Annotated in this window: 22 protein-coding genes and 1 riboswitch; of the genes, 7 read left to right on the top strand and 15 right to left on the bottom strand. The window is 64.4% G+C overall.

Going from position 1 to position 26,477, the window contains the following annotated elements; genetic code table 11:
* Positions 1-114: 114 nt before the first annotated feature.
* On the top strand, positions 115-1,527 hold the full coding sequence (locus B7Y49_RS12535) for an FAD-binding oxidoreductase (protein ID WP_374127935.1): 1,413 nt from the start codon (positions 115-117) through the stop codon (positions 1,525-1,527).
* A 41-nt stretch (positions 1,528-1,568) separates the two neighbouring features.
* Here the strand turns inward: B7Y49_RS12535 and B7Y49_RS12530 are convergent, their stop codons facing one another.
* From B7Y49_RS12530 to B7Y49_RS12515, 4 genes are read right to left on the bottom strand one after another with little or no spacing between them, the layout of a single operon-like run.
* A complete protein-coding gene (locus B7Y49_RS12530) occupies positions 1,569-2,348 on the bottom strand; it encodes an ABC transporter ATP-binding protein (RefSeq protein WP_374127934.1) in 780 nt (259 codons plus the stop codon).
* Entirely contained in the window at positions 2,345-3,307 is a 963-nt protein-coding gene (locus B7Y49_RS12525; RefSeq protein ID WP_374127937.1) for a FecCD family ABC transporter permease, read from the bottom strand. Before B7Y49_RS12525 ends, B7Y49_RS12530 begins: the two co-directional genes overlap by 4 nt.
* 5 nt (positions 3,308-3,312) lie before the next feature.
* Positions 3,313-4,137: an ABC transporter substrate-binding protein gene (locus B7Y49_RS12520; RefSeq protein ID WP_374127933.1), complete on the bottom strand. Its 825-nt coding sequence runs from the start codon at positions 4,135-4,137 to the stop codon at positions 3,313-3,315.
* Complete coding sequence (locus B7Y49_RS12515) at positions 4,137-6,074, bottom strand: TonB-dependent siderophore receptor (RefSeq protein WP_374127932.1); 1,938 nt, start codon at positions 6,072-6,074, stop codon at positions 4,137-4,139. Before B7Y49_RS12515 ends, B7Y49_RS12520 begins: the two co-directional genes overlap by 1 nt.
* Before the next feature lie 142 nt (positions 6,075-6,216).
* Positions 6,217-6,422: riboswitch (cobalamin riboswitch) on the bottom strand.
* 185 nt (positions 6,423-6,607) lie between these two features.
* Between B7Y49_RS12515 and B7Y49_RS12510 the strand changes: the two genes are divergently transcribed.
* Positions 6,608-8,914, top strand: coding sequence for a TonB-dependent receptor (locus B7Y49_RS12510; protein ID WP_374127931.1), 2,307 nt, complete (start codon positions 6,608-6,610; stop codon positions 8,912-8,914).
* Between the two features lie 274 nt (positions 8,915-9,188).
* On the top strand, positions 9,189-10,364 hold the full coding sequence (locus B7Y49_RS12505; protein WP_374127930.1) for an aromatic ring-hydroxylating dioxygenase subunit alpha: 1,176 nt from the start codon (positions 9,189-9,191) through the stop codon (positions 10,362-10,364).
* Between the two features lie 375 nt (positions 10,365-10,739).
* Here the strand turns inward: B7Y49_RS12505 and B7Y49_RS12500 are convergent, their stop codons facing one another.
* The gene (locus B7Y49_RS12500) at positions 10,740-11,213 is read right to left on the bottom strand and encodes a BLUF domain-containing protein (protein WP_374127929.1); all 474 of its coding nucleotides are present in this window, start codon (positions 11,211-11,213) and stop codon (positions 10,740-10,742) included.
* Between the two features lie 165 nt (positions 11,214-11,378).
* Here B7Y49_RS12500 and B7Y49_RS12495 point away from each other — a divergent pair, with 165 nt between their 5' ends.
* Entirely contained in the window at positions 11,379-13,001 is a 1,623-nt protein-coding gene (locus B7Y49_RS12495; RefSeq protein WP_374127928.1) for an NAD(P)/FAD-dependent oxidoreductase, read from the top strand.
* On the opposite strand, the gene B7Y49_RS12490 is transcribed toward B7Y49_RS12495, so the two are convergent.
* The 7 genes from B7Y49_RS12490 to B7Y49_RS12460 form a co-directional block, all read right to left on the bottom strand.
* The gene (locus tag B7Y49_RS12490; RefSeq protein ID WP_374127927.1) at positions 12,966-14,252 is read right to left on the bottom strand and encodes an APC family permease; all 1,287 of its coding nucleotides are present in this window, start codon (positions 14,250-14,252) and stop codon (positions 12,966-12,968) included. The two genes, B7Y49_RS12495 and B7Y49_RS12490, sit on opposite strands and share 36 nt — an antisense overlap.
* A 94-nt stretch (positions 14,253-14,346) precedes the next feature.
* Positions 14,347-15,399: a lipocalin-like domain-containing protein gene (locus B7Y49_RS12485; RefSeq protein WP_374127926.1), complete on the bottom strand. Its 1,053-nt coding sequence runs from the start codon at positions 15,397-15,399 to the stop codon at positions 14,347-14,349.
* On the bottom strand, positions 15,399-17,912 hold the full coding sequence (locus B7Y49_RS12480; RefSeq protein WP_374127925.1) for an FtsX-like permease family protein: 2,514 nt from the start codon (positions 17,910-17,912) through the stop codon (positions 15,399-15,401). Before B7Y49_RS12480 ends, B7Y49_RS12485 begins: the two co-directional genes overlap by 1 nt.
* On the bottom strand, positions 17,905-18,585 hold the full coding sequence (locus B7Y49_RS12475; protein WP_374127924.1) for an ABC transporter ATP-binding protein: 681 nt from the start codon (positions 18,583-18,585) through the stop codon (positions 17,905-17,907). Before B7Y49_RS12475 ends, B7Y49_RS12480 begins: the two co-directional genes overlap by 8 nt.
* Positions 18,582-19,082 (bottom strand): DUF427 domain-containing protein, encoded by a 501-nt coding sequence (locus tag B7Y49_RS12470; protein ID WP_374127923.1) that lies wholly within the window; start codon positions 19,080-19,082, stop codon positions 18,582-18,584. Before B7Y49_RS12470 ends, B7Y49_RS12475 begins: the two co-directional genes overlap by 4 nt.
* Positions 19,083-19,195: 113 nt before the next feature.
* Positions 19,196-19,621: a fasciclin domain-containing protein gene (locus B7Y49_RS12465; RefSeq protein ID WP_374127922.1), complete on the bottom strand. Its 426-nt coding sequence runs from the start codon at positions 19,619-19,621 to the stop codon at positions 19,196-19,198.
* A 163-nt stretch (positions 19,622-19,784) separates the two neighbouring features.
* On the bottom strand, positions 19,785-20,177 hold the full coding sequence (locus B7Y49_RS12460) for a DUF1761 domain-containing protein (RefSeq protein ID WP_374127921.1): 393 nt from the start codon (positions 20,175-20,177) through the stop codon (positions 19,785-19,787).
* A 184-nt stretch (positions 20,178-20,361) separates the two neighbouring features.
* Between B7Y49_RS12460 and B7Y49_RS12455 the strand changes: the two genes are divergently transcribed.
* Together B7Y49_RS12455 and B7Y49_RS12450 are read left to right on the top strand one after the other, a co-directional pair.
* A complete protein-coding gene (locus tag B7Y49_RS12455) occupies positions 20,362-22,146 on the top strand; it encodes a DEAD/DEAH box helicase (protein WP_374127920.1) in 1,785 nt (594 codons plus the stop codon).
* A 160-nt stretch (positions 22,147-22,306) separates the two neighbouring features.
* The gene (locus B7Y49_RS12450; RefSeq protein ID WP_374127936.1) at positions 22,307-22,759 is read left to right on the top strand and encodes a YaiI/YqxD family protein; all 453 of its coding nucleotides are present in this window, start codon (positions 22,307-22,309) and stop codon (positions 22,757-22,759) included.
* On the opposite strand, the gene B7Y49_RS12445 is transcribed toward B7Y49_RS12450, so the two are convergent.
* From B7Y49_RS12445 to B7Y49_RS12435, 3 genes are all read right to left on the bottom strand, one after another.
* The gene (locus tag B7Y49_RS12445; protein ID WP_374127919.1) at positions 22,756-23,499 is read right to left on the bottom strand and encodes a thioredoxin family protein; all 744 of its coding nucleotides are present in this window, start codon (positions 23,497-23,499) and stop codon (positions 22,756-22,758) included. The genes B7Y49_RS12450 and B7Y49_RS12445 overlap by 4 nt on opposite strands.
* Positions 23,500-23,734: 235 nt before the next feature.
* Positions 23,735-24,376 (bottom strand): DUF1109 domain-containing protein, encoded by a 642-nt coding sequence (locus B7Y49_RS12440; RefSeq protein ID WP_374127918.1) that lies wholly within the window; start codon positions 24,374-24,376, stop codon positions 23,735-23,737.
* Positions 24,376-24,930 (bottom strand): sigma-70 family RNA polymerase sigma factor, encoded by a 555-nt coding sequence (locus B7Y49_RS12435; RefSeq protein ID WP_374127917.1) that lies wholly within the window; start codon positions 24,928-24,930, stop codon positions 24,376-24,378. Before B7Y49_RS12435 ends, B7Y49_RS12440 begins: the two co-directional genes overlap by 1 nt.
* 322 nt (positions 24,931-25,252) lie before the next feature.
* Between B7Y49_RS12435 and B7Y49_RS12430 the strand changes: the two genes are divergently transcribed.
* Positions 25,253-26,449, top strand: a complete 1,197-nt coding sequence (locus tag B7Y49_RS12430; protein ID WP_374127916.1) for an acetyl-CoA C-acyltransferase — start codon at positions 25,253-25,255, stop codon at positions 26,447-26,449.
* Positions 26,450-26,477: the final 28 nt, after the last annotated feature.

The following is a 26,477-nucleotide window of genomic DNA, read 5'->3' as shown; positions in this document are numbered from 1 at the left end:
TGCGGGCCTTTGGGTGAAAGACCACACCTCATTTGAGTAAATATAATAGTTTTGAACTATTTTATGATTCAGTTCATCATTGAAACAAGCAAACGAAAGCGGTAGCCTGTGTGCATGGCCGACATGGATGCCCTAACCGCTCCACCCGCCACGGCGCTCTTGGCGGTCCGCGAGGCGCTAGCACCGATCCTTGGCGACCGCCTGACGGACAACATGGCACAGCGATCGCTTCACGGTGTTGGCGAAGCCTTTCACCCGACCATGCCACCCGATCTTGTTGCCTTTGTCCATTCGACGGACGAGGTGCAGGCGGTGGTGCGGGCATGCGCGGAGCACGATGTGCCGATCATCGCTTTCGGCGCGGGGACGTCGTTGGAGGGCGGTGTCGCCGCCCTTCACGGCGGCGTGTCGATTGACATGACCGGCATGAATCAAATCCTGCACGTCAATCCCGCCGACCTTGATTGCGCGGTGCAGGCAGGCGTCACCCGCGAACAACTCAATGCCCATTTGCGCGATCAGGGCCTGACTTTCCCGATCGACCCGGGTGCCAATGCAACCATCGGCGGGATGGCGGCGACGCGAGCATCGGGAACGACGGCGGTGCGCTATGGCACGATGCGCGACAATGTTCTGTGGCTGACGGTCGTGTTGCCCAATGGCGACGTGATCCGAACCGCGCGGCGTGCGCGCAAGTCCTCGGCGGGCTATGATCTAACCCGGTTGTTTGTCGGGTCGGAAGGGACACTCGGCATCATCACCGAAATCGGCCTTCGCCTGCATGGCATCGCGGAGGCTATTGCGGCGGCAGTTTGCGCCTTCGACACGCTTGCAGGGGCCACCGATTGCGTAATCGATCTGCTGCAATTGGGGGTTCCCGTCGCGCGGGTGGAATTGATGGATGCGGTGCAGGTCCGCGCCTGCAATCGCTACAGCAAGACAAGCCTTGAGGAAAAGGCGACGCTGTTGTTCGAATTTCACGGCAGCGAAGCCGGGGTGCGCGAACAGGCTGAACTGGTTGGCGCACTCGCCAGCGGGCATGGCGGGGGCGCATTTCGCTGGGCCACCCAGCAGGAAGAACGCCGCGCCTTATGGCATGCGCGCCACAATGCCTATCATGCCGCCCAGGCGTTGCAGCCCGGCGCGCAATTGATCGTCACTGACGTTTGCGTCCCCATTTCCCGGCTATCGGAATGCATTACGGCCACGCACGACGATCTTGCCGCGGCCGGCGTTACCGCACCAATTGTTGGCCATGTTGGCGACGGCAATTTCCACGTTTTCCTGTGTGTCGATCCGACCGATCCCGCCGATATTGCCCGCGCGCGCGCGCTGAACGACCGCCTGGTCGACCGGGCCCTGGCGATGGACGGCACCTGCACGGGCGAACATGGGATCGGCATGGGCAAACGCACCAAGCTGATCGACGAACTCGGCGACACTACCGTTGAGGTGATGCGCACGATCAAGCAGGCGCTTGATCCGAAAGGGCTTTTCAATCCGGGCAAGCTTTTCGCGAGCAGGTAGCTTTTTTGCGCGAAACGCCAATCTCCGCCACGGCGTAGTGCTTATGCTGTCTGCCGCGCGATCGGAATGATGAAGGGCTGGCCCGCAGGCGTGGTGCCAAGATAGGTGTCGACGCCATAGGTTTGCGCGATCAGCGCTTCGGTCAGCACGGTATCGGGCGCACCGTACGCCACGACCTTGCCATCGCGGAGCAGAAGCACGTCGTCAGCAACCCGGGCGGCGTGGTTGAGATCGTGGAGCACCACCACGACGCCCGCTCCAGCCGCCGCGACGCTGCGCAGGCAATCAAGCCCGTCGAGCTGGTGCGCCGGATCGAGATTGGCGAGCGGCTCATCCGCCAGCAGCCATTGCGGCGTGCCGGCCAGCACCCGCGCCAGCAGCACGCGCGCACGCTCGCCGCCCGATAATGTCTGCACCCGCCGCGCCGCGAATTGCGCGACATCGGTTGTCGCCATGGCCTGAGCCACTGCAATGCGATCCACCTCGCTCTCGCCCCATCGACCGCGATGCGGAAATCGCCCCAACCCGACAAGAGTCTGCACGTCGACATCCCAATGCACATCGGCGGTTTGCGGCAAGAAACCGATCCGGCGTGCCAGCTCCCGCCGGTCAAGCACAGCCCGCGACACGCCACCAATCAACACGTCCCCCGTATCGGCGGTGCGCAACCCGGCCAGGCACGCGAGCAACGTCGATTTGCCCGCGCCATTGGGGCCCAACACAGCAGTTACTTTGCCGGGCAGGAACGAAGCGCTTACCGATTCCAGGATCGCCGCCCCGCCCAGCGTGACCGATATCGATTGGACAACCAGCGCGGTCATGCCAGCCCCCGACGCATCTTCATCAACAGCACCAGGAAAAACGGCCCGCCGAGCATCGACATCGCAATCCCCAGCCGCAACTCGCTGACCGTTGGCATCGCGCGCACCAGACCGTCCGCGAGCACCAGCAGCAATGCGCCGCCAAGCGCTGACGGCAGCAACACCGCCGATGGCCGATGCCCGGCGAAGGGGCGCACAAGATGCGGCACCATCAGCCCGACAAAGCCGATCACCCCCGCCGTCGCTACCGCAGCACCGACGCACAGACCCACGCCAAGCACCACCAGCAGCTGCAACCGCAGCGGATCCACCCCCATCGACCGCGCGGCATCCTCGCCCAGCGTCAACGCATCAAGCGACCGCGCCGTCATCGCCAGCATTCCCGCGCCAATCGCGATGATCGGCAGCGCAATCCACACATCGCCCCAGCTGCGATCCGTCAGTGCGCCCATCAGCCAGGTGACGATCTGCGAGGTCGCAAAGGGGGTCGGTGCAAGGCTGATCGCCAGCGCAGTCATCGATCCGGCGACGCTCGACAGAATGACGCCGGCGAGCGTGAAGACGATCAAGCTCGCCGATCGCCCGACGAGCAAGGCCAGCAGCGCCATCGCCCCCGCCGCCCCCGTCAGCGCGAAGATTGGCAACAACCAGGCCGAGGCCGCATAGCCGAAATAGAGCGAAATCACCGCGCCAAGCGCAGCACCAGCAGACACCCCGAACAGCCCCGGATCGGCGAGTGGATTGCGCAAATAACCCTGCATTGCCGCGCCCGACAGACCAAGCCCGGCACCCACGATCGCCGCGAGCAGAATGCGCGGCATGCGCAATTCGGTGACGATCAGCCAGCGTGGATCATCACTCGCCCAGATACCCCAGGGCACCCAGATTTTGCCGACCGCCAGCGAGGCGATCATGGCCACCGCGATCCCAGTCGCAAGGAGCAGGTTGAACCGGGCGATGCGGCTCACAACGAACGCCTGATTGCGGCAAGGCGTCGCACCGCATCGATGACGATCGGCCCGCCGCACTGCATCAACCGATCGGGATAGACGCGGATCGCCATGCGGCCTTTCAGCCGTTGGAGCACCGAATGCCCTAATAGCCGATCATTCGGATTGACCGCCCCCACCGACAGAAGGACGCGCGGGGGTCGCGCGACCAGATATTCGAGCGGCAGAATGTCCCATTGCTTCAGCCCGTAACTGGCGCTGAGATTACGAAAGCCAGCCGCCCGCAACATATCATCCGACAGTGTCCCGCTGCCCGGCACCAGCCCGCCCCCCTGCCAAATCAGCGCCGGTGTGGCGGAAGCGCCCGCCGAAGGGGCAGCGGCACGCACCGCTGCATCGACCTGTGCCACCAGCCGATCGCCCCGCGCACCCTGCCCGGCAGATTGGGCAATCGTGCGGATCTGCGCATTATTCTCCGCAATCGTGGTCGGCACGGGAAGCTGGACGAGCTTGATCCGCAGCCGCTTTAGCGCGCCAATGGTGGCCGGATCGACGTGGCCGCCCGCGATCACCAGATCAGGTGACAACGCCACCACTTCCTCAGCAGTGCCCGAAATTGCCTTGAACCGCATCGCCGTCGCCAGCGGGATCGATGTTGCACGCGGGTCTTGCGAGTAATGGCTGATCGCGGCGATCTGGCGCGGATCGGCGACCCGCACCAGCACTGTATCGACACATGGGTTGATCGAGACGATCCGGGGCAGACGCTGCGCGCCACCGGCGCTGGCAGTAGCAGCCAGTAGGACGCCTAGCGCCGCCCGGATCGCCGCGATGCGCATCAGTATCGCAGCCTGACGCCGACATAACCGGCCCGTCCCGGAGAGCCGAAACCGAACGCCGTTTCATAGCCTTCATCGAACAGGTTCTCGATCCGGCCATAGAGATCGATCTCGGCGGTCACCGGATAGGAGGCGCGCAGATCGGCCAGCACATAGCCCTGCAGCTTGCGGCTGTTGCTGGCATTTTCGAAGCTCGATCCGACATGGGTCAGCGTCGCCCCCGTCTCCAGCCCGAATGACCAGCGAACATCCACCAGCCCGCTAAAACTATGTTTCGGCCTGCGGGCCAATTGCCTGCCGAAATTGGCATTGCCCCGGCTTTGGTTGGTGGCATCGGTAAAGGTATAATTCGCCTGCACCTGCAGCGCCTGAACGGGCTGAAGCGCAAGGCCAATCTCGACCCCCTCGGCGCGCGCTCTGGCGACATTGTCGAACGTCCCGAAGGGCCGGTTCACGCAGATTCCCGTGCGCGGCAGCGGGCAGGAGACGAACGCGATCAGATCGCTCGAATCGCGCCAAAAATAGGTCGCGCTCGCCGTTAGCGTGTCACCGATCAGCCTTTGGGTGAACCCCGCATCCCAGCCATGCGATCGCTCGGGCTGGAGCAGCTGATTGCCGAAATTACTCTGCAACTGGAACAGCGACGGTGCCTTGAACCCTTCGGCATAGCTCGCGCGGATCGTCGTGCCGATTGACCCCGGCGTCCAGACACCACTTGCTGCAAAGGTCGTCGCGCCGCCGAACCGGTTGTGATCGTCGTGCCGCACGCCGCCCGTCAGTGACAGGCCAGTCATCGGCGTCACCAGGATCTGCCCGTAGATGCTGTCGATCCGCGCGCGTGATCGGGCGAACGGGCCACCGCCACTGCTCGTCGCGGAGCGCGAGGTTTCCCGTTCAAGCCCCGCGGTAGCCTGCCATCCATCGACAATATCGAAAACGCCCTGATATTCGATCCGCTCGTTGCGACCAGTAGCGGCAAAGCTTTCAATGGGCACGCCATCCAGATTGACGCTGCGGCGGCGCGTATCGGTATAGGCATAGCCCAACCGATTGCGAAAACGCCCGTCAAAAAGTGCCGCATTCAGCCCGGTATAGGCCACGATTTCACGCGTGCGGGATTCTTCGTTCACATCGCCGAGCGAAAAACTGGGCGGTGGAAAGCCATCGATATTGACCAGGCCGTTCGAGTACCAGCCGCGCGCATCGACCGACAACCAGTCGGTCAACGTCAGGTTGAGATTGGCGTTAGCGCCGACATTGTCATAGCCATCCTTCTCGGTCGCGCCGCGCGCCTCGCTGAACGACGATATACTGTCCGACCGAAGCCACCCTGCTCCAGCGCTAACCGATAGGGGGCCTGCTTTGCCCGCAATATTGCCGACAAGCTGGCCGGTGTTGCGATAGCCATATTCGCCGCGCAGATTGATCGTCAGCTGCTCGGTTGGCCGCCGCGTGATCATATTGACGACGCCGCCGATCGCCTGGCTGCCCCACAATACCGATGATGGGCCGCGCAGCACCTCGATCCGCTCGATATTGCCGATCAGCAGATTACCGAAAAAGAATCCTCCGCCCGGCGAGGACGGATCGTTGAGCTTTACCCCGTCGATCAGCGCAACGGTCTGCTCGCTTTCGGCACCACGGATGAACACCGATGCAACACTGCCAATGCCGCCATTGCGGGCAATAGTGACACCGGGCACGGTGCGCAGCACATCGGCGACATTATTGTTCTGGCGGCGCTCAAGCTCTGCCGAATCGATGACGGTGACGGACTGACCGATCCGGTCGATCGGTTGGGGTGATCGGTTGGCGGTGACGATGATGACGGGTTCGCTGGTCGCATCATCTACGGGCGTTTCGGCGCGCGACTGGCCCGGAAAGCCAGCCAGCACGACGAACGACAAGGAGGTGATCTTCAGAAAATTGGTGCGCATGATTATCCCCTTTTCAACAACAAGGGGTCGCACGCACCAATGGCACGACAGCATCGACGCTGGTTGTCACCCGCGCGCGCCACCCCGATCGATGTCGTCACGCGAGGATTACCCTCGATCACGCTGAACACCCCGTCCGCGCAAAGGACCGACCGCGTCAGGCAGGTCTCCTGGCTCCCGGGTCATCATGTCCGCCCCACCTTCCCGGATACAGATGCATCCAGTGGCATATCGGGGCGACCACTCACCGGTCACAGTTGCGGGGACAGCCGCGGCTTGCAGGGTTACTCCCTGGTTCCGCGTTCCCTATTATTCCCCTCTCGGGGAACCTGATGCGCCCTAATGTTATGTCAGCGGCAGGCGATAGGCAACCCTTCCGGACGTTGACCGGTGCGAGCAGACGACCGATGCCCAAAAAGCACAACCGGCTACCGCTTTGAAACGACGCGCAACTGTCGCCGAACTGTCTCGATATTGCAGTGCAGCATACACAAGTTTCCCCCAAAGGCGGCGCTCCACCACGGGGGTTTATCATGACTCGTTATCGTTCGCTTTCCGCTGCCCTGCTGCTGTCGGGCTCCTTTGCTGCCAGCGCTGCCCATGCCCAGTCGGCCGAGCCCCAGGCACTCGCCCAAACCGATGATCAGGCGAGCGACCAGATCAACGACACCGACATTCTGGTCACTGCGCAGAAGATCGAGCAGCGCAATGTCGATGTGCCGATCACGATTTCGGTCAACACCGGTGCGCGGTTGCGCGAACTGGGCGTGTCAGACCTCGACGAGCTGTCGAACTTCGTCCCCGGCCTGAATATCCAGGAGCAGAGCGCGAATAACCCTGGCATCGTCATCCGCGGCATCACCTCGGACAGTGGCTCGGCCCAGCAGGGTCCCCGCGTCACACTTTATTACAACGGCGTGGATATCTCGCGTTCGCGCGGTTCGTATCAGGCGATCTATGACGTCGACCGGATCGAAGTGATCAAGGGTCCGCAGGCGACGTTGTTCGGCACCGCCTCTGCTGTTGGTGCGATCAGCATCGTCTCAGCACGGCCAAAGCCCGGCTTTTCGGGTCAGATTACAGGCGGCTATGGCAATTTCGATGCCTATCTCGCCTCGGGCTATGTGAATGCGGGCAACGACACTGTCGCCGTCCGCCTGGCGGGCGAATACAAGAACCGCGACGGCTATATCAACAATCTGGCGACCAGCCAGACGCGGGAGCTCTACTCGCAAGACCAGCTCGGCCTTCGCGCATCGCTCCGCTACACCCCGGTCGACGCCCTGACGGTCGATGTGATCGCTACCTATGATCGCCAGCGCAATGGCGGCACGCCGTTCATTTCGGGCACTTTCCCGACCGAAGCGGGCCCTGCCAACGTCTTCGGCCCTGCCAATCTGTCGGGCTCGCCGGTCTCGGCCGCCGTGCTCGGCGACGCCCAGCTCGGGCTGAGCCGCGATGTGTGGGACGCGAACATCACGCTTTCCTATGATTTCGCCCCAGGCTGGAACTTCACCACGGTGAATGGCTTCCGCCAGTTCAACAGCCTCGAAATCTTCGACGCTGACGGCTCGCGCGCTTTCTTCCTTGAGTTCGCCGAAAATGCGTTTGGCTATCAGGTCAACCATGAAGGCCGCTTCGCCTATAAGGACGATAACTTCCGTGCATCGTTCGGCTGGAATTTCTTCCAGGAAGACAGCCAGCAGATCGTGCCCTTTTCGAGCAACGAGGCAACCTTCTTCACCTGTGCCGTAGCTGCAACGCGCCCCGGCTGCGTGCTGCCCAACGGCACCGTGCCTGCAGAGTCTGGCCCGCTGACGCTGTACCAGTCGGTGTTCGGCAATATTGGCAAGAACGATACCTATTCGGTGTTCGGTGACGTGACCTGGCTGGTCTCGCCACGGTTCGAGCTGACCGTTGGTGTGCGCGGACTGATCGAGCAGCGCGAATCGGGCTTTTTCGCCACCGTGCCGCGTCCTCGGCTCAATCCGCTCGCGGCATCGTTGATCCCCGGCCAGGTCGATACCGCCGGTCAGACTTTTCTGGTTCAGGACAGCTTCTCGGCGGTACTGCCACGCTTCAATGCGCTGTACCGCGTGACCGACGACATCAACGTCTTCGCCACCGTCTCGAAGGGTCGCCGCTCGCCGGTGGTCCAGCTGGGGGCCCGCGCTACGCCAACCGGTCCGGTCGCCAATTTCACGCCCGTCGCCGAAGAAGTCGTCTGGAACTATGAAGCGGGCATCAAGGGCAAGATCGGCCCCGTGTCCGGCTCGATCGGCGTCTATTATCAGAATTACAGCGACTTCCAGGTCAGCGTGATCCAGCCCAACGGCACCACGCTGACGCAGAGTGCTGGTAACGCCAACAATGTCGGCGTCGAGGCCGAAGCAAACTGGCGCGCGGCGCGCTGGCTGAACATCTTCGGCAATATCGGATACATCAATGGCGGCATCAGCCGGGACAGCGCCTTCTCGCCAGCCTTTGCGGGTGCCCGCTTCCGTCTGCAGCCTGAAGTTCAGGCATCGGCCGGGTTTACGATCGATACCCCGATCGGTGGCGGCGTCCGCCTGTTCGCGACGCCGACCATGACCTATCGCAGCCAGATCTTCTTCGAGCTGCCCAACAACCCGCTGATCTCGCAGCCCGGTGTCACGCTGTACAATGCCCGCGCCGGCGTGAACATCAACGAGCGGTTCGAAATCGCCGGGTTCATTCGCAACGCCAGCAACGAGCGCTATCTGCTCGACGCGGGCAACACCGGTGGCGCGTTCGGCGTGCCGACCTTCATCCCGGCCGAACCACGCTTCTATGGCTTCCAGGTGTCGGCCAAGTTCTGATCGTTCAGGCAGCGGGCGGGGCACATGCCCTGCCCGCTCGCCAAACCGGTGCTGACAAGCGGGGTATCGTGCAGCAGATAGCCCACCACACCCGTTCGCCCTGAGCGACGTCAAAGCCTGTCCTGAGCGCCTGCCTTGGCAGGCAGTCGAAGGGGGCAAGCGCAACGCGTGGGCTTCGACTTCGCTCAGCCCGAACGGAGTAGTGTTTAATTCGGGCATAAGGCTCGCTAAGCTGCTCGCTGAGGCGATCATCTGGCCTCTGGGAGCGCCAACAATGCAGGAACAGCCATTACCTGCCGACCCCGACGCCGATTGGGGCCTGCCCGGCTGGACCTATACCGACCCCGATTTTTTCGATGCCGAAATGGCGCGGATCATCCGCCCGTCATGGCAGATCGTGTGCCATGAAAGCGACCTGAGCAGCCCCGGCACCTGGCGATCAATCGACTATGCCGGGGAGAGTGTGATCGTCGTGCGCGGCGAGGACCATGTGGTGCGCGCCTTCACCAATGTCTGCCGCCACCGCGCGATGCGCCTGCTGGAGGGGAGCGGCGGGTGCGCCAAGAAGATCATCTGCCCCTATCACGCCTGGAGCTATGAACTCGACGGCAGCCTGACCGGAGTGCCCGTTAGCGCCGATTACCCGACGCTCGACAAGCGCGGCCAGGGGCTGTTCGCGGTTGGCTTGGAGATCTGGCGCGGCTTCGTGTTCGTCCGGCTGAAGGATGATGGCGGTCCGTCGGTCGCCGACATGATGGCCCCGTATGCGCAGGAGATCGAACCGTATCGCTTCGAAGACCTGCGGACGATCACCCCCGCTTACACCCGCGATCGCGCGGTGAACTGGAAGAACATCGGCGACAATTATTCGGACAATCTCCACATCCCGGTCGCGCATCCGGGCCTGACGCGGCTGTTCGGCAAAAGCTACGCGATCGAAGCGCAACCCTTTGTCGACAAAATGTCAGGCTATCTGGTCGACCGCCCGTCCGCCGATTGGTGGGAACGCTTCTACCAGACCTATGTCCCCCGCGCCGATCATTTGCCGGAGGCCAATCAGCGGCTGTGGCTCTATTACAAGCTCTGGCCCAACATCGCCTTCGATCTGTATCCTGATCAGGTCGATTTCATGCAGTGGCTGCCGATCAACCCGACGCAATCGGTGCTGCGGATGATGGCCTTCGCGCTGCCCGATGACCGCCGCGAGATGAAGCTGGCGCGTTACGCCAATGATCGCATCAACCGCCATGTGAACGCCGAGGATACCTGGCTCATCACACGGGTGCAGGCGGGGATGGCGTCAGAGAGTTTTACGGTGGGGCCGATCGGGCGGAGCGAAGTGTGCTTGCGGAGTTTCGCGGCGAAAATCCGCGCGGCGATACCCGAGGCGCGATTGCATCATGCGCCAGCTGCGGGTTGGGGGAAGCAGGCGCGGATGGCGCGGGGGTAGCCCAAACCCCTCCCCGTCACCCCGGGCTTGACCCGGGGTCCCGCTACCTTCGCCGCCGCCAGAAGTAGAAGCGGGACCCCGGATCAAGTCCGGGGTGACGTCGGTGAAGAGAGGCAAAGCCCCTGCCACACACCACCTTTGCAGGGTAAGGTTGCGGAAGTTGCGGGTTGCGATCACTTCTTTGCAGGCTGCAATTTCGCCAGTGCAAATCCCTGATTCTCGACGATTTCAAAGAGCAGCAACGACCATATCACTTGCCAGCGATGTAGGACATTGCGACAGGTGGCCCACACCTGCCCCCTCGTCACCCCAGAAACCGAGACGGCCGGAACCTCTCAACTTCGGATCGGCTCGAACCGCCTTTCGCTGACCGAGTTAACGTCGCCCAAGCGTCTCCAGCGGCCCCGAATCAAGGTGCTTCAGGATACGCCTGAGGGCGGCGATGTTGTTATCGTCTTCGGCACTCTCGAGTGCATCGTTCAGCACTGCGCGAATGTGGTCAGCGCCGACCCGCTCCATCTCCCAATTCGGATAGAGACGCTCGCGCTCATCAACACTCCGGTCCAGCGGCACGATGTCATAATGGCGCGGATCGCCGTAAAGGATCGCGATCAAATTCTCCACTTCGGTGGGCAGCCCCTCGACCCATTGGAAAAACACGCCGCTGCCGAACACGAGCACGCCGGTAATATCGCGTTCGACATTGCGGCGTTGCGACCATTCGATGATGCGATCAACCTCGGCGTCGTCCACGCCTTCGGCGGCACGGCTACAGTAGACGAAGGTGTCAAGGACGCGGACGGCGTGGCCCAAGTCAGGGCCGCGTGGAAAACCAACTTCATCGAACATCGATTTCTCGCTTTGTCTATGCAGGGCAGGCCGCGTCACCCGGCAGATCAGCGTCGTCGTAGCGCATCTTTCTATTTTGGGTAAGGAACCATTGCGCGCCTATCTCGACCCTCTCGTTCCCCGCCCCCTCGACAATCGCCGCCCGCCACGGCACCACCTTCGCCCATGACCAAGCGATACGACGCAATCATCATCGGCGGTGGGCATAACGGCCTTGTCTGCGCCTTTTACCTTGCGCGAGCCGGGTTGAAGGTCCGCGTGCTCGAACGCCGCGACATCATCGGCGGGGCGTGCGTGACGGAGGAGTTTCACCCCGGGTTCCGCAATTCGACCGCGAGCTACACCGTGTCGCTGCTCCGCCCGCAGGTGATTGCCGATATGAAGCTGCACGATCGCGGCTTTCGCATCATCGAGCGCACGATCAGCAATTTCTTCCCCTTTCCCGATACCTATCTGAAACTAGGCGGCGGCACTGCACGGACCCAGGCCGAATTTGCGCGCTTCTCGCAAAAGGATGCCGATACCTTTCCGGCTTATGAGGCGGCGCTCGAGCGCGTGGCGGAAGTGCTGCGCGATTTGTCGCTCAAGACCCCGCCCAATGCCGGTGGCGGCATTCCGGCTTTACTGAGCGCCGCGGCGCAGGGGCGCAAGCTGGCGGGGATGAGCGTCGATGCGCAGGCCGATGTGCTCGACATGTTCACCAAGAGAGCGCGCGATTTCCTCGACGGCTGGTATGAGGACGATCATGTCAAGACCGCCTTTGCCTTCGACGCGGTGGTCGGGAATTACGCAGGGGTGAGTACGCCCGGCTCGGCCTATGTGCTGCTCCACCACGTGTTCGGCGAAGTGAACGGCAAGAAGGGCGCATGGGGCCATTCGGTCGGCGGGATGGGATCGATCACCAAGGCCATGGCCGAGGCGTGCGTGGAGCATGGGGTGGAGATCAGCCTGGAAGCGCCGGTGGCGCAGGTGCTGGTGAACGGTGGCAAGGCGATCGGGGTTTTGCTGGAGTCGGGCCAGGAGATCGCCGCTGATGTGGTTGCGGCCAATGTCGGCCCGGCGCTGCTCTATCGCCAGCTGATCGCGCCTGCCGATCTGAAGCCCGATTTCAAGCGGCGGATCGATAACTTCAAGACGGGGTCAGGCACGTTCCGGATGAACGTCGCGCTGAGCGAGCTGCCCGATTTCAGCGTGCTGCCGGGCAAAGAAAAGGCAGAGCACCACACCGCCGGGATCATCATCGCGCCGGGCATGGACTATATGGACCAGGCCTATGACGATGCGCGCGCGTTCGGCTGGTCGAAGGCGCCGATTGTCGAGATGAAGCTGCCCTCCACCGTCGACGATTCTCTGGCACCTCCGGGATTGCACGTCGCCAGCCTGTTCTGCCAGCAATTTGCGCCTGAACTGCCGGACGGTCGCAGCTGGGATGACGCGCGTGAAACCGCTGCCGACCACATCATCGATTGCGTCACGCAACACGCGCCGAATTTCAAGGCGAGCATCATCGCGCGGCAAATCCACTCCCCGCTCGATCTGGAGCGCAAGTTCGGGCTGATCGGCGGCGATATTTTCCACGGCCGGATGAGCCTCGACCAGCTCTGGGCAGCGCGACCCGTGCTGGGGCATGGCGATTATCGCTCACCCGTTGCCGGGCTCTATATGTGCGGATCGGGCACCCATCCCGGTGGCGGCGTCACCGGCGCACCGGGGCACAATGCCGCGCATGAGATTTTGAAGGACCGGAGCCTGTTAGGTCGGCTGTTCCGCAAGCGGGCGGCGGCGTAGCGCGATCCAGTAGAGCGGTAGCGCGGTCAGCATCAGGACGATGCTCAGCAGCAGCGCCTCCATGCCCGATCCCCACAACACCCAAGCCGAAAATGCCATGCCGACAACCGCAAGCGGGCGCACGATGCCGAACGCGAACGCCGCGGCACAGGCGCCGAAGTAAAACCACACCGTCGCCGCCGTCGTCAGTTGCAGCATGAAGGTCAGCACATCGGTTAGTCCCGGAATCGCGCCTGACAGCACCAACAGGCTGGCGACGCCGCTGGAAAGCAGCATCGCGAAGATCGGCACATCGCGGTCGGTTGTCCGCCCCAAGATGGCGGGCAAAATGCCGGCGCGCGCCATCCCCAGCGGCAGTTCGCCTTGCATCAGCACCCAGCCATTCAGACACCCGATGGCAGAAATCGACGCAAAGGCCGCAATCAGCAACCCGGCACCACGCCCCCAGAAATTTTCGACAAACATCGCAATCGGCGCATCGGACGCAGCAACCATCGCTTCGGGCAGCGCAAACACGATGCCGTTGCACAGGATGATGTACAGAATTCCCGTCAGCGCCGTTCCAACCAACGTCGCCCGCAATACGTTGCGCGCCGGATCGCGGACGCGCTCTGCCGCCAGTGACGCGCACTCGAACCCCACCAGCGGGAAAAAGGCGAGCGTCAGCACCATCGTGAACTGGCGCGCATCGAACGGCGTATGCGGGTTAACCGAGAACCGCGCCGGATCGACCACGGACAGGCCCGCGAGGATGGCGGCAACCGCCACCAGCGGCAGCAGCTTCAGCACCGTCGTCAGGACCTGAAACCGGCCGGCCCCCTTTGCCCCGCCAAAATTGAGCGCGGTCAGCGCCCAGATCAACGCCGTTGCGGCAATCGCGGTGGCAAGCGGCGTGGCGGTGAGCGCGGGGAAAAACTGCGCGCCATAGCGCACCGCGGTCAGCGCGATGATGGCGTTGGCCGAACAGATGCCGACCCAATAGCTCCAGCCGACCAGCAGTCCCGGCAGCGTTCCCAGCCCTTCCGCCACGATGGCAACCGTGCCCGTTGCATGGGGGCGAGCAGCGGTCAGACACGACAGCACATAGGCAAGCAGCAAAGCGCCCGGAATGGCGACGAGCCAAGCCGCCGCCCCCGTCCAGCCGAATGGCGCAAGCTGCGCTGGCTGGACGAAAATCCCAGCGCCAATCATCCCGCCCACCACCAGCGCGGTTGCCGTCCAGAAACCGAATGGTCGTGTTTCGGTTGTCATTTGATATGCCGTGCCCCCGCTGCCCGGCACTTAGAAGAGCATGTTTGCTCGCCAGCCGATAGCCCCGGCTTCTTCCTGACCAAACGCGCGGTGACTACATCCGCAGCCGATCGGCATAGCCCGTGAGTTCGAGATAGCCGGTGCCGCCCTGCGTTTTCACAGCACCTTCCCAGTAAACCGGCTGGCCGCCGCGCCGCCCATCGAGCTCCTGATCGTCGAACAGCGGATCGAGACGCCAGCTCCGCACCCCTTCGGGCAACCGGATCGTTACCGACTGCCCCACCGGATAAAGCGCCCCGGTGCGCGGCGATCGCCAGCGCCGAAAACTATCGAACCGCACATCGCCAGGGGCAAAGCGCGTGATCCGACCATCGGCGCGGCGGAGCGATCCGCCCGCCCAGATCGCCTTGCCGTCCGCGCCCCTAATCCGGAACACCATCAGCGCACCGCCATCGTCAAGGTTCAGCCCGGTCCAGTCCCAGCCCACCGCCTGCCCGCCGAGATAATCGGACGACCATTCGCGATCGAGCCACGCCTGCCCCGTTACCGCCTGCGCCTTGCCGCCGCGCATAAGCTGCCCTGTAACGACAAGATGCGGCAGCGAATAATAATGGCTCGCCTGTTCGGGGCGCGGCCCCTTACGGCTATAGCCGACCTCGCCCTGGGGCAGCGGCGGCTGGGTTGGCCGCAGCGTCAGCATCAGCGCAAAATCGCGCGTTGCCACTGTTGTGGCGAACCGACCATCGGGCAGCCGCCGCATCCGCCAGTCGCGGATCGCGACATCGGTATCGCCAATCCGCGCCTGCGCCAGCCCAAAGCCGCTGCGGGCCGCGCGTTCGCCGTGGAGCAGACGGCCGACCTTGGGATCAGACAGCGCGGCATGCGCAAACAGGATCTGGCGCGGGGCAAAGCGGCTGGGGTTGGCGCTGTCGATCTTGGGGGTGGTTCGGAAAAAGGTAATCTGAAAGCCGAGATCGCGGCCATCTTCGCCCTTGATGCGCCCCGTGACATACCACCATTCGGTGCGAAACGCCGGGTGCGCACCGTGATCGGCGGGGAAGCGCAACGGTACGCCGGGGCGGACCACGGGATAGTCGCTCGCCGCCGCCAGCATCAGCGCCAAAATTGCCAGCAGCGCGCGCCGCATCACCAATCCTCCCGAACCATGCGCACCGCATCGCTGCCCAGCGCCTGCCGCCCGGCCAGCACGCCGGTGCCCGCCGCTGCCACCACCAGCGCGACAGCGATCGCGACGATTGTCGGCCAGGGCACCAATGTGTCCATCGTCCAGTTGAATGATTGCGGATTGATCACATGCACCAGCACTTGGGCCAGCACCCCGCCGAGCGCGATCCCCGCCGCCGCGCCGACCAGCCCGAGCAATGCGCCCTCACTCGCCAGCATCGCCACGATCTGCCATCGCGAAACGCCAATATGCCGCAGCATCCCGAATTCACGGGCACGCGCGATCGTCTGCGCTGACATTGTGGCGGCCACCCCGGCCAGTCCGACAAGAATGGCAACCGCTTCAAGCAAATAGGTGACTGCAAAACTGCGATCGAAGAGTGTGAGCGCGAAGCGACGGAGCGTGCCGGGCGCGGCCAATTCCACCGCGCCCCGTAAAGCATCCGGCGCGCGCGCGATCAACGCTTTGCCAACGCGCTCGCCATTGGCACCCGGCGCCAGCGTGATTGCTGCTTCGCCGCGGCTCGTGTCCCCCGTCAGCCGATCATAATCATGATCGCGAATCACGACCGCCCCCTGCTGGCGCGCATAATCGCGCCACATGCCGGCCACCACGAACCGCCCGCCGATCGGCAGCGATATGGTTTGCCCCACGCGCCAGCCATAAAGCCGTGCGGCAGGTTCCGAGATCCATACCGGTATCGCCCGATTGGGCAGACGCCCCGCCTTTTCGATCAGCACCAATGTGGGATCATCGGCCAGCACCGGCCGCGCGATCAGCCAAACCGGCGGGCGATCGGGCGCCAGCGTGAGCGGAATCTGGCGGCTGAAGGCGATGCGCGCCACCCCCGGCGTTGCCGCCAGCCGCCCCTGCGCCGCCCGGTCGAAACCACCCGCGCCGTCGACTCGCAGATACAGATCGGCCGAGAGCACCTCGCCGAGCCAGGCATCGACCGCACCGCGAAAGCTGGTCACCATCACCGCCATCGCGATCATCAGCGCCGTGCTCGCGACAATCCCGCACAAGGCCGTCGCCGCCTGCCCCGGCGCGCCGTGGAGATGGCGGATGGCAAGGTCCATCGGCACCCAGCGCCCCGGCTGCCGCGCCAGCGGGGCGAGCAACGCGCGCGCCAGCCACGGCATCCCGGCGATCCCGCCCGCCAGGATCAGCGCCATGCTGCCAAAGCCGAACAGCGGCAGGCCACCGATCGCGGGCAGCGTCGCCATCGCCCCGCCCGCCACGATCAGCCCCGCGGCTAGCGCCCAGTTCACTGGCGCGCGCGGATCGACGACATCGCCTGCATTGCGCAGCGCGACCGCCGGGGCCGCCTGCGCCGCCAGCCGCGCTGGCACGACGCTGCCGAGCACTGCCGTCAGCACGCCGAGCCCGAAAAAGCCGGTCGCGCCGCCCGGCGAAAATCCAAGCCGGACATTGCCCCCGCTGAAATAGCCCGCGCCCAGATCACCCCCCAGGCTCGCCACCGCGCCCCAGGCAAGCGCATAGCCCAGCAACAGCCCAAGCAGCGCCCCGATCAAGCCGATCGCCAGCCCCTCCAGCGCCACCGTCGCGACAATCCCGGATCGCGGCAAGCCCAGGGTCCGCACCAGGGCGAACGCGCGCAGCCGCCGCGCCACCGACAGCGATTGCGCCGAAAACACCAGAAACCCGCCGGTCAGCAACGCAACCAGCGCGAGCATCTCCAGATTGACCCGGTACGCGCGCGACAAGGCGTCGCTCCGCGTGCCCGCGCTGCTGTCAGTGTCAATTACGGCATCTTCAGGCAGGATCGCCCGCAGACCGGCGTCGCTGGCGCCCTTCGCAAGCTTGATGTCGATCCGGTCGAGCTTACCGAGTCGCCCGAAGCGCCACTGCGCCGCGGCAATATCGATCACGCCGATCACCTGCCCCTCGGCAATCCCCGGCAAGCCGCCAGCGACCCGGAAAGTTACCACCTCACCACCCGCAACGAGATTCACTTTATCGCCTGCCTTTACCTTCAGCGTCCGCATCGCGGTTGCCGACAGGAACAATGCATCATCGGCAAAGGCGGTGTCTGCGGCGCTGTCCAACCCTCGCGCCGGAAAGCCGATCAGCGAAGGAGTGACCTGCGCCGCCCGGATCACATCGAGCCCGATCAGCCGCAGCCTCACCTTGCCGGCGCGGGCCGGAAGGACCAGCACCGGGCTGGCATCGGCAACCCCCGTCGCGGTTGCCACGCGGGGATAGAGCGCCTCGTCAAACCCCAGCGGACTGGTCGCGCGGACGCGCAGATCCGCGGTGCCGTTCACGGTCTTCAGCGCTTCGTCGAACGCGCCCAGCGCTGATCCGTTGACGAGATGGACGGCAAAGCCAAGCGCCACGCCGATCGCGATCGCCACTGCCGTCAATGCCAGTCGCACCGGATGCGCGCGCCATTCGCCGATGATCAGCCAGCGCAGTGCGAGCCTCGCCTGGGCGATGGTCGCGTCAGCCACGCCTGTGCTCAACCAATCCGTTCGGAGTGAGCGTCAGCGTCCGGTCGGCAATCGCGGCGGCGGCGGCCGAATGGGTGACGATGATGGCCGCGACGCCGCCCTCACGCACCGCGTCGGCAAACAGCGCCAGCACGCGCGCCGCCGTCTCCGGGTCAAGATTGCCGGTCGGCTCATCAGCGAGGATAATCGCCGGGCGGTGGACAAGCGCGCGGGCGATCGCCACGCGTTGCAACTCGCCGCCCGACAAGTCACGCGCATACCCATCGCCGCGCGTCCCAAGTCCCACCCGCTCAAGCATCGCCTGGGCCTTGGCGGCCACTTGCGCCCGGTCGCTCGACACCAGGGCGAGCGGTAGCGCGACATTCTGGCGTAGCGTCAGATAGGGCAGGACGTGAAAGGCCTGGAACACAAAGCCGATCCGGGTACGCCGCACCGCCGTCAGCGCCGCCTCGTCAAGCCCGTCAAGCGCCGTGCCCTCGATCGCGATCGTGCCGCTATCCGCGCGGTCCAGCCCGGCGAGCATGTTGAGCAAAGTCGATTTGCCGACCCCGCTTTCGCCGACAATCGCGATCAGCCCGCCTGCATCCACGGTCAGGTCGAGCCCGCTGAACAGCCTGCGCCCGCCGGGGACCGATTTGGCGAGCGCGGTGACGCTCAGCAGCGGCACACTCACCAGAACTGCGTGCCCGGAGGGCCCTTGAACGGCCCGGCGACGGCGCTGGTAATCCAGCCGCCATAAAAGCCACCGGGCTGCGGCGTCGCACGCTCGCCATCAACGAAGCAGGCGTCCATCGGCGCGGCATAAAAGGCAATGTGATCGCGCAACATCTCGAAAGCCCGGGTTGGCGCAGGATAGGCCCAGCCGATCCGTGACAGTCGCCGGATGGGGCCGATCACGTCGAAATAGCGTGCCTGCCCCTTCCATTCGCAAATGCTCGCCGAACCGCCGGAAAGCGCGAGCATCGACTGATCGACATCGTCGGGCGGGAAGTAATAGCTCGGCGGGTGGCTCGTCTCGAGTGTGCGGACGCCGTTTCGCGTCTCGGCGAGCACCCGCCGTTCAAACTCGATGCGCAAATGCGCGTCGGTCAATTGGGCAATGGCAGGGCGCGGATAATCCCACACGCTTTCCTTTCCGGGTCGGATGGGATCGGGGGTGGGATGGCGCATAATCTACGATCCGAAAACAGCGGTGCACGTTGACTATCAGGTCATGACATCCGCCCGGAACGCAACGTAAAAAAAATGGGGCCGGGAAAAATCATCCCCGGCCCCCATCATTTTTATGCCGCTGGCAGAATTACCGTGTCGATGACGTGGATGACGCCATTGGTGCAGACGATATCGGCCGACACCACGGTCGCGCCGTTCACGACAACGCCGTGCGTACCATCGACATGCAGTTCGGTGCCGCCTGCCGATGCTGGCGTGACCTTCTGGCCTGCCACATCGGCTGCCATCACCTTGCCGGGGACGACGTGCAGCAGCAGGATCGCGGTCAGCTGATCCTTATTCTCAGGCTTGACGAGATTTTCGACCGTGCCCGCGGGCAGCTTGGCAAAGGCGTCGTCGGACGGTGCGAAGACGGTGAAGGGGCCTTCGCCCTTCAGCGTTTCAACCAGGCCAGCGGCAGTTACGGCAGCGACGAGCGTGGTGAACGAACCGGCGGCAACAGCGGTATCGACGATATCGTGGGTTTGATCGGCCATGATGATTTCCTTGAAAAAGGGGAAGAAAACAGGGGAAACGACGGCCGCATCGACCGACCGGCACCTCACCGATCGTCTCGAAGCACCGACGAGCGTCCCCCTGCCCGCGATGCCGGCTAGCGGCGATACGGGCTTTGGCCGTCCTTGTAATCTGGCACCCCGGTCAGGTCGGTGGCGGCACCAGTCCCATGCTCTTCATCAGTACCGCCTGCGCGACCATCAGGATCAGCCAATGGCCGCAATCCCGCGCGATCAACCGCACTGGCACGCCGCGATAGCCGAGCGTGATCGCCAACAACGGCAGCACGAACCCGGCCCAGATCACCACGGCACTGCCGACCGCCATAATCCATGGATCGGCTTTTGGCGGGGCAAGGATGAGCGCGCCCGCCAGGATCGACGCCAGCCAGAATTCGCCCAGCGCTGCGGTGACGATCAGCCCCGGCGAGGGCGTACGCGCACTACCCCTGGCGAACCGGTGATGCACATAACCAAGCACGAGCCCCAGCATTGTCGCTGCCAGAATGGGCACGAGATTGAGCACGATATAAATCAAGCAACAGGCTCCCCGGCGCGTCACGATGGCACAATTCCACCTTACCGCTAGTATCAGGCGCGTTTCAATTGGACAGCCTTCGCTTGACGTGGGCGTCGATATGGCGCATCGCCACGTTGCTCGTCCGGCGCTCTCGCCGAGACCCGCCCAGCCGCCTTTCGTGGCGCAACCCAATTGGACGTTCATGCCTTTCAACACCCTGCCCCCGCTTCTTGTCGAAGCGCTCACCGCCCGTGGTTACGAAGCCCCCACCCCCGTTCAGGCGGCTGTGATCGAACCCGAAGCCGCGGGACGCGACCTGATCGTCTCGGCGCAGACCGGCTCCGGCAAGACCGTCGCCTTCGGCATTGCGATGGCGGGCGAAGTGCTCGACGAAAATGGCGCGCTGCCCTTTATCCGCGAACCGCTCGCGCTGGTGATCGCACCGACGCGCGAACTCGCGCTGCAGGTGAGCCGCGAGCTCATGTGGCTTTACGGCAAGCTCGGCGCGCGGATCGCCACTTGCGTGGGCGGGATGGATGCCGCGAAGGAACGCCGCAGCCTGAGCCAGGGCGCGCATATCGTCGTCGGCACGCCGGGCCGGTTGCGCGACCACCTCGAACGCGGCTCGCTCGACCTGCGCGCGCTGAAGGTCGCGGTACTCGATGAGGCCGACGAAATGCTCGACATGGGCTTCCGCGAAGATCTCGAGCAGATCCTCGATGCGACCCCCAATGAGCGCCGCACGATGCTGTTTTCGGCGACGATGCCCAAGCCAATCGTCGCGCTCGCCAAGCGCTATCAGCGCGACGCGCTGCGCATCTCAACAGTGGGCGAAGATCGCGGCCACGGCGATATCAGCTATCAAGCCGTCACCGTTGCGCCTGCCGATATTGAGAATGTCGTCGTCAACCTGCTGCGCTTTCATGAAGCCGAAACGGCGATGCTTTTCTGCGCGACGCGCGACAATGTCCGCCATCTTCATGCCGGGCTGACCGAGCGTGGCTTTGGCGCGGTCGCGCTGTCGGGCGAGCACAGCCAGAATGAGCGTAACGCCGCCCTCCAGGCGCTACGTGACCAGCGCGCCCGCGTTTGCGTTGCCACCGATGTCGCGGCACGCGGGATCGATCTGCCGACGCTGTCGCTGGTGATTCACGTCGAGCTGCCGCGCGATGCCGAGGCGCTTCAGCACCGGTCGGGCCGCACCGGTCGCGCCGGCAAGAAGGGCACCGCGATCCTCGTCGTCCCCTATCCGCGCCGCCGGATGGTCGAATCAATGCTGCGCAACGCCAAGATCAATGCAGACTGGATCAACCCGCCGTCGAGCGAGGATATTCGCAAGAACGACCGCGAGCGGCTGATCACGCAATTGCTCGAACCCGTCGAGATCGACGAGGACGATCGCGAGCTCGCCCAGCGCCTGCTCGCTGAAAAGAGCCCCGAGGAAATCGCCGCTGCACTCGTCCGCGCCTTCCGCGCCAAGATGCCCGCGCCTGAGGAGCTGATCGACCGCGACAAGCAGCCGCATGGTAGCGCTGACGGCCACCGCGCCGGTTTTGAGGACACCGTCTGGTTCAAGATGGGCATCGGGCGCCGCCAGAATGCCGATCCGCGCTGGATTTTGCCGCTGATCTGCCGTCGCGGGCACATCACCAAGAATGAGATCGGCGCGATCCGCATCGGCGCGAACGAAACTTTCTTCCAAATCCCGCGCGCCGCCGCCGCCAAGTTCAAGGATTCGCTGAAGCGCACTGCGGGCGGCAGCGACGATGACGGTGGCGTCGAGATCGAGGCATCCGCCACGGGTCCTGCCGCCGAGGGCGGCAATGATCGTCACAAGCGTGGCGGCCCGCCAGTGAAGCGCTTTGGCGCCAAGCCAACGGGTGGTCGTCCCGGTGGTCCGCCAGGTGCACGCCCGGGTGGTCCACCGCGCTCTGGTGGTCCGGGTGGGGCTGGTGGACGACCGAAGCCGCCGTATCGCCCGAAGTAAGGACTGGAACGCAAGCGTTGCGCTCGCCGTGTCGCCGTCGACACATTCTCGTCACCCCGGGCTTGACCCGGGGTCCCGCTTCTCCTTGCTACAGCGTTAGCGTCACCCCGGATCAAGTCCGGGGTGACGACGTAAGATGGATTTGGCTGTCCCTCCCATGATCCGCATTCTGGTCGATGCCGATGCCTGCCCGGTGAAGGACGAAGTTTACCGCGTCGCCGAGCGCCACGGCGTGCCCGTCGCCATTGTCAGCAACAGCCCGTTCCGCGTGCCGATCAGCCCGATGGTCGAGCGCGTCGTGGTGAGCGATGGGTTCGACGCCGCCGACGACTGGATCGCCGTACGCGCCGATGCCGCCAAGATCGTGATCACCGCCGATATCCTGCTCGCGGATCGCTGCCTGAAGGCGGGCGCGGTGGTAATCGCGCCGACTGGCAAACCCTTCACCACCAGTTCGATCGGCAGCGCCATCGCGACCCGCGCGATTATGGCCGATCTGCGCGCTGGCGGCGACGTGATCGGCGGCCCCGCCCCGTTCGGCAAGACGGACCGCTCCCGGTTTCTTTCGGCGCTGGATGCAGCGCTGGTGAAGATAAAGCGCAGCCAGCCTTAAATCTTGCGCGCAGCCACGATCGGCCCGCCCTTGCCTTGCTGCACCAGCACCGCGGTGGCGAGGCCCGCCGGTGCGGATGGCAGCGTGAAGCTTGCCGATTTTCCCTGCCACTGGCCAAGGCTGGTCAGGTCGCGGACGACGTTGCGGTGCGGGATCGTGCGGCCGCCATTTTCGCCCGCGTTGATCGACACATTGATCGTGCGCGGATCGTAACGCACAACCCACACGGTGGCATTTCCTGTACCTGCGCCGACAGTCACCCGGTTCCCGGCAACCGCGATTTCTGGCCCGGCCTTGTTGACGTTGCGGGCAATCGCCTGGTTCAGCTCGCCTTCGCGGCTGCCGAGCACGGCGTCACGGCCATTGACGATCACCTGCGGCGTCGCGACCTGGCTGCGGCCCGCGGTGTGCGCATAATCCCATTGGCGCGCGGTGAAGGCCGGCGACGCAAAACTGTCCTTCCAGCCAAGCTGATCCCAATAGGTTACCGCAAAGGTCAGCGGGATCACATCGGCGCGGTCGGCAAGGCGGTTGACGACCTTGATCGCGGGCGGGCAGCTCGAACAACCCTGGCTCTGGTAGAGTTCGACCACGACGGGGTGGGCCGCATCACCGGTCGCCGCGACGCTGATGGGCGCAGGCGCGCTGGCGCCTTCACGGGCGGGTGCGGGCGAGGATGCCGTGGCACCCGAACAAGCGGCGAGCAGCAAAGCGGCCGAAGCAGCAAGAATGGCACGCATGATAGGCTCCTGAGATAGCGTTGAAGCGATCGCAGTGGCCGCTTCCATGCCCCGCTATTCGCGGGGGTGAGGGAGTTGGTTACAAGGCGATCGAGATTGCCGTTGTGCCATCGCCCTATTGCCGTCACCCCGGCCTTGAGCCGGGGTCCCGCTTCTTCAGCGTGGAGCAAGGCAGCGGGACCCCGGGTCAAGCCCGGGGTGACGGATAACGCTTGGGATAAGGGGCAAGATGCACTTACCAGCGCAGCAATCTCGGCCCCAGCAGCGCGCCGACGGCAGCCGACAGCACCATCCCAAGCGTGTACCATGTCACGACGAAGGTGGCGGACACTTCAGGACAGTGGAGGCCGTACAAGGTTGCCGCACAACCCCCCGCGGCGAGCCCCGCCGCCGCCCCTGCGGTCCGCAACCGGGTTGGGGCGAGCTGGCGGAATGCCCAGATGAGGCCAGCGAAGATCGGCAGCGACAGCAAGGCGACCCGCATCGAGCATTCGCGCCAGCTGCTGCCCATCCATAACGCCATCCAGACATCGTCCCGGGCGGTCGCCAGCTCGGCAATCGCCGCAAGCATCAACAGGGCAACCGGCAGCACCACGATCCAGGCGGTGCGCAGCGGCGGCGCATCCGGCCGTGCGACGTGCAGCGTCGCGACCAGCGCCAGCACGCCGAGCGAGATCGAATAGGCCCATTTCATCATGAAGGGCATCGTCATCATCGCGCCCGGCAAATCCTGCCGCAGCCCCATGCCGAACACCACGACCGCCAGCGTTGCCAGGCTGCCGACCAGCAGCCCCATCAGCACGCGCCGCCGATCGGCATGGCGCGGGATCGCGCGGGTGTCGGCGCTGAGCGACTGGATCAGGTCTTCGGTACGCATCACTTGCCCTTCAATCGCGCGGCGAGCGCTTTCAGCCCGCGGTGCACGGAAACTTTCACATCGGCTTCGCTGATGCCGGCGCTCTCGGCGGCTTCGGCAATGCTCAATCCGTCGATCTTGGTCTGGCGGATCGCCCGCGCCTGCTTGGGGGAAATGCCCTTCAGCAGCTTGTCGACATCCATCTGCGCGGACGCTGCCTCCTGAAAACCTTCAGCCACCAAGATGTCCTCAAGGTCTTCGAACGGCACCGTGTTGCGGGTGCGGCGGAAGTGATCGATCATCTTGTAGCGCGCGACCGCATAGGCCCAGGCCGTGAACGGACGATCCCGATCATAGCTCGCGCGCCGCGAGTGGATGGCAATCAACGTATCCTGCACCAGATCCTCGACATCATCAGCGGCCCCGCGCAAACGGCGCCCGAAAAAGGATCGCAGCAACGGGACAAGCGCGGTCAGCAGGGCGTTCTGGGCCGCAGCCTCGCCATCGAGACCCCGGACCATCAGCCCCTTGAGCTGTTCTTCGCTCGCCCTTCCCTGCACTCCCGATAATGCCATACGCATCGCCTACGCAGAAAGTTACAGTCACGGTCTCGCCCGATCGTCGGCCGTTGGAACGGGGCCAAGCATATCGTTGCCCGTGAAGCCACCCCCAAAAAGAATCGCCACTGCTGTAACCACCCTTCACGGACGCCCGAATACGTGATGCGACCCTTCCTTCATGGCCTACGGGGTCGTCGGGCGGTGCGTTCCCCCCCAACTTCATGCGCACCGCCCGTCTGGGGCCCATAAGGGGGCCGATTGTTCAATCATGATCGACAAGCCAGCGAACATCCGCCATCTCGCGCAGCATTAAAGTCGATCTGCGAGAGGAACCGCCATGCGTGAAGCCGCCATCATCGCCACCGCCCGTACTGCCATCGGCAAGGCCTATCGCGGCGCCTTCAACGCGACCGAAGCGCCTGCGCTGGCCGGCCATGTGATGAACGCCGCGGTCGACCGCGCCGGTATCGATCCCGCCCGCATTGACGAGGTATTCTGGGGCGTGGGCAGCCAATGGGGCAGCCAGGGCGGCAATGCGGGGCGAATGGCGATCTTTGCGGGGCAATTGCCGCAATCGGTGCCCGCCTTTACGCTCGATCGCAAATGCGGATCGGGGTTGACCGCGGTCGCGCTCGCCGCGCGGACGATCATCTGCGACGAGGCCGATGTCGCGCTGGCTGGCGGCATGGAATCGATCAGCTTCACGGTGACCAAGGATGCCCCGCGCTACATCAACCAGTCAGTGATCGCGCATGAGCCCGCCGCGTACATCCCGATGATCGAAACCGCCGAGATCGTTGCCGAACGCTATGGCATCACCCGCGCCGCACAGGACGAATATGGCGCGCGCAGCCAGCAACGCGCGGCGCGCGGGCTGGAGACTGGCGCCTTCGCCGAGGAAATCGTGCCGATGACGGTCGAACGCGCGCTGTTCGACAAGGAAGGCAACAAGACCGGCACCGAGACGGTGACGATCACCCAGGACGAGGGCATCCGCCCCGGCACCACGCTTGAGGCGCTGCAGGGTTTGAAGACCGTCTGGCCGGGCGGGCAGTTCACCGGACCGGGCAGCAACATCACCGCGGGAAACGCCAGCCAGTTATCGGACGGGGCATCGGCCCAGATCCTGATGGACCGCGCGACGGCGGAGGCCGAGGGCAAGAACATCCTGGGCATCTATCGCGGGTTTCAGGCGGCGGGCTGTGCGCCCGATGAAATGGGCATCGGCCCGGTGTTTGCCATACCGAAACTGCTCGACCGCGCCGGGCTCTCGGTGGGTGATATTGGGCTGTGGGAGTTGAACGAGGCGTTTGCCAGCCAGTGCCTTTATTGCCGCGACAAACTGGGCATCGATCCGGAGAAATATAACGTGAATGGTGGTGCGATTGCGGTTGGCCATCCGTTCGGGATGACGGGCAGTCGGCTGGTCGGCCATGCGCTTATCGAAGGGCGCAAGCGCGGCGTGCGCTGGGTGGTCGTCTCGATGTGCACTGCAGGCGGCATGGGTGCGGCGGGATTGTTCGAGATTGTTTGAGGGGGCAGCGTGACAGGCGGGTATCGAC

It is taken from the genome of Sphingomonas sp. 28-62-11, assembly GCF_002278865.1.
GTDB lineage: Bacteria > Pseudomonadota > Alphaproteobacteria > Sphingomonadales > Sphingomonadaceae > Sphingomonas.
The sequence above is the reverse complement of the archived record's forward strand: the minus strand, read 5'-3'. Positions and strand labels throughout refer to the sequence as shown.